Below are 3,918 nucleotides of genomic sequence, written 5' to 3'. Positions count from 1 at the left end.
CTCCGCCCCGGCCGCACCGCCGACGAGGCCGCCGCGGAGGCCGGCCGCGCCCTGCCCGCCCACACCGACCGGCTGCGCACCGCCGCCCGCGCCTTCGACGACGTCACATACGGCGGCCGGACCGCCACGGAACGGTCGTACCTCCGGCTCGCCGAGCTCGACCACGACCTGGAACGCACCAGACCACAGCTCACGACCGGCGGCAGCAGCACCCGCAGCACGGACACCGACACCCGCCGGGGAGCCGCCGGATGACGACCGAGGTCACGCTCCCGCCCACCTCGGCCTCGCCCACCGCCCGCCAGGCGTGGACCCGCGCGCGAGGCATCGCCCTGGCACTGGTGCTGCTGATCGCGGCGGCCGTCGCCATCGCCGTGGTCCGCTCCGACGCGCGCCACCGCGAACTCGACCCGCGCTCCGCCGACCCCTACGGCAGCCGTGCCGTCGCCGAACTCCTCGCCGACCGCGGAGTGGACACGCGCGTGGTCACCACCCTCGACGAGGCCACCGCCGCGGCCGGCCCCGACACGACCCTCCTGGTCGCCGTCCCCGATCTCCTGACCGGACCTCAGCAGTCCCGGCTGCGCTCCGCCACCGCCGGAGCCGGCGGCCGCACCGTCCTGGTCTCCGCCGGCGGCACCTCCGTGGAACGGCTCGCCCCCGGCGTCACCGCCGACCCGGCCACCAGCCTCGACTCCACCCTCTCCCCCGACTGCGACCTGCCCGCCGCCCGCCGCGCGGGCACCGCCGACCTGGGCGGCATCCGCTACACCACCACCCACCTCACCGCCGACGAGTGCTACCCCAGCGAGCGCCTCGCCACCCTGCTGCGCATCCCGGACCCCTCCGGCGACAGCGACGGCGACACCGTCCTCCTCGGCGCGCCCGACATCCTCCTCAACGACCGCCTCGACGAGCACGGCAACGCCTCGCTCGCCCTCCAGCTCCTCGGCTCCCGCCCCCATCTGGTCTGGTACCTCCCCTCGCTCGCCGACGCCTCCGCCACCTCCGAAGAGGACGAGCGCGGCTTCTTCGACCTGCTCCCCTCCGGCTGGCTGTGGGGCACCCTGCAACTCTTCGTCGCGGCAGCACTGGCCGCCCTCTGGCGGGCACGCCGACTCGGCCCCCTGGTGCCCGAGAAACTCCCCGTGGCGATCCGCGCCTCCGAAACCGTCGAAGGCCGCGCCCGCCTCTACCGCAAGGCGAACGCCCGCGACCGCGCGGCCACCGCTCTTCGCTCCACCACCCGCACGCGCCTCGCCCCCCTCGTAGGCGTCCCCGTGTCCCAGGCGCACGCGCCCGAGGCCCTGCTCCCCGCGCTGTCCGCCCACCTCCGGGGCGACGGACAGTCCCTGCACACCCTTCTCTTCGGCCCGCCCCCGGGCGACGACGCAGCACTCGTCCAGCTCGCCGACCACCTCGACGCCCTCGAAAGAGAGGTACGCCGTCCATGATGGACCCGACCACTGACAACGCCGCGCACACCGGGGACCCGGCCGCCGCCCGGGCCTCCCTGGAGGCCCTGCGCGCCGAGATCGCCAAGGCCGTGGTCGGCCAGGACCCCGCGGTGACCGGCCTCGTCGTCGCCCTGCTCTGCCGCGGCCACGTCCTCCTCGAAGGCGTCCCCGGCGTCGCCAAGACCCTCCTCGTCCGCGCCCTCGCGGCCACCCTGGAACTCGACACCAAGCGCGTCCAGTTCACCCCCGACCTGATGCCGAGCGACGTCACCGGCTCCCTGGTCTACGACGCCCGCACCGCCGAGTTCTCCTTCCAGCCCGGCCCGGTCTTCACCAACCTCCTCCTCGCGGACGAGATCAACCGCACGCCCCCGAAGACCCAGGCCTCCCTCCTGGAGGCCATGGAGGAACGCCAGGTCACGGTCGACGGCACCCCCCGCCCCCTGCCCGACCCCTTCCTGGTCGCCGCGACCCAGAACCCGGTCGAGTACGAGGGCACCTACCCCCTCCCCGAAGCCCAGCTGGACCGTTTCCTCCTCAAGCTGACCATCCCCCTGCCCTCCCGCCAGGACGAGATCGACGTCCTCACCCGCCACGCCGGGGGCTTCGACCCGCGCGACCTGCGCGCCGCCGGCGTACGCCCCGTCGCGAACGCCGCCGACCTGGAAGCCGCCCGCCGCGCGGTCGCCGAAACGACGATCTCCCCCGAGATCACCGCCTACGTCGTGGACATCTGCCGCGCCACCCGCGAATCGCCGTCCCTCACCCTCGGCGTCTCCCCGCGCGGGGCCACCGCGCTCCTGTCCACCGCCCGCGCATGGGCCTGGCTGACCGGCCGCGACTACGTCATCCCCGACGACGTGAAGGCCCTCGCCCTGCCCACGCTCCGCCACCGCGTCCAGCTCCGCCCGGAGGCCGAGATGGAAGGCGTCACGACCGACTCGGTCATCAACGCGATCCTCGCCCACGTCCCCGTCCCCCGCTGATGGCACCCACCGGACGCGCCGCCCTGCTCGCGGCCCTCGGCTCCCTGCCCGTCGGCATCTGGGAACCCGGCTGGACGGGCATCCTCGCCGTCAACGCCCCGCTGGCGGTGGCCTGCGCCTGCGACTTCGCCCTGGCCGCCCCCGTACGCCGCCTCGGCCTGACCCGCTCCGGCGACACCTCGGTACGCCTGGGCGACACCGCCGACGTCACCCTGACGATCACCAACTCGTCCAGCCGCCCGCTGCGTGCCCGCGTCCGCGACGCCTGGCCCCCCAGCAGCTGGCAGCCCGGTACGGAGACGGCGGCCTCCCGCCACCGCCTGACGATCCCCCCGGGTGAACGCCGGCGCGTCACGACCCGCCTGCGCCCCACACGCCGCGGCGACCGCCAGGCCGACCGCGTCACCGTCCGCTCCTACGGCCCCCTCGGTCTCTTCGCCCGCCAGGGCGCCCACAAGGTCCCGTGGACGGTACGCGTCCTCCCGCCCTTCACCAGCCGCAAGCACCTGCCGTCCAAACTGGCCCGGCTGCGCGAACTGGACGGCCGCACCAGCGTGCTGACCCGTGGCGAGGGAACGGAGTTCGACAGCCTGCGCGAGTACGTTCCCGGCGACGACACCCGCTCCATCGACTGGCGTGCCACCGCCCGCCAGTCCGCGGTCGCGGTACGCACCTGGCGTCCCGAACGCGACCGTCACATCCTGCTGGTCCTCGACACCGGCCGCACCTCCGCGGGCCGTGTCGGCGACGCTCCCCGCCTGGACGCCTCCATGGACGCGGCCCTGCTCCTCGGGGCCCTCGCCTCACGCGCCGGCGACCGCGTGGACCTCCTGGCCTACGACCGTCGCCTGCGCGCCCTCGTCCAGGGCCGCACGGCGGGCGACGTCCTTCCGTCCCTCGTCAACGCCATGGCCACACTCGAACCCGAGCTCGTCGAAACCGACGCCCGGGGACTGACGGCGACGGCGCTCCGTACTGCCCCCCGCCGGTCGCTGATCGTGCTGCTCACCACGCTCGACGCCGCCCCCATCGAGGAGGGCCTGATGCCCGTCCTGGCCCGGCTGACCCAGCGCCACACGGTTCTCCTCGCCTCGGTGGCGGACCCGCACATCGCCAGGATGGCCAAGGCACGCGGAAACACCGACGCGGTGTACGAGGCAGCGGCGGCGGCCCAGGCCCACACGGAACGTGCCCGTACCGCGGAACAACTCCGCCGCCATGGCGTCACGGTCGTGGACGCGATCCCGGAGGAACTGGCTCCGGCACTCGCGGACGCGTATCTGGCTTTGAAGGCGGCTGGGCGTCTGTGATTCACGGAGGCGGCAGGCCGGGGGCGAAGGCCCCGTCAGCTCCGCCACCCCTGAAACGCAGAAAACCCCCGTGCCGAATGGCACGGGGGTTTTCCCAATATTTGTTCGGCGGCGTCCTACTCTCCCACAGGGTCCCCCCTGCAGTACCATCGGCGCTGTAAGGCT

Annotated in this window: 4 protein-coding genes; all 4 read left to right on the top strand. The window is 74.2% G+C overall.

Translation table 11 applies throughout. From position 1 onward, the window contains the following. A partial coding sequence (locus B7767_RS24650) for a DUF4129 domain-containing protein (protein ID WP_143652617.1) occupies window positions 1-255 on the top strand: 255 nt, incomplete at its 5' end. After that, entirely contained in the window at window positions 252-1,454 is a 1,203-nt protein-coding gene (locus tag B7767_RS24645; RefSeq protein ID WP_085574120.1) for a DUF4350 domain-containing protein, read from the top strand. The genes B7767_RS24650 and B7767_RS24645, both read left to right, overlap by 4 nt. Next, a complete protein-coding gene (locus B7767_RS24640) occupies window positions 1,454-2,443 on the top strand; it encodes a MoxR family ATPase (RefSeq protein WP_107486300.1) in 990 nt (329 codons plus the stop codon). The genes B7767_RS24645 and B7767_RS24640 overlap by 1 nt, the downstream gene beginning before the upstream one ends. Next, window positions 2,443-3,753, top strand: coding sequence for a DUF58 domain-containing protein (locus B7767_RS24635; RefSeq protein WP_085574118.1), 1,311 nt, complete (start codon window positions 2,443-2,445; stop codon window positions 3,751-3,753). Before B7767_RS24640 ends, B7767_RS24635 begins: the two co-directional genes overlap by 1 nt. Window positions 3,754-3,918 lie beyond the last annotated feature (165 nt).

Origin of the sequence: Streptomyces sp. 13-12-16 (assembly GCF_002114215.1) — a bacterium.
GTDB lineage: Bacteria > Actinomycetota > Actinomycetes > Streptomycetales > Streptomycetaceae > Streptomyces.
This window is presented reverse-complemented; position numbering and strand designations above follow the sequence as displayed.

Coding starts and splice junctions, on each gene's coding strand:
- B7767_RS24635 (WP_085574118.1), top strand. CDS start 2,443: ATGGCACCCACCGGACGCGCCGCCCTGCTCGCGGCCCTCGGCTCCCTG.
- B7767_RS24645 (WP_085574120.1), top strand. CDS start 252: ATGACGACCGAGGTCACGCTCCCGCCCACCTCGGCCTCGCCCACCGCC.
- B7767_RS24640 (WP_107486300.1), top strand. CDS start 1,454: ATGGACCCGACCACTGACAACGCCGCGCACACCGGGGACCCGGCCGCC.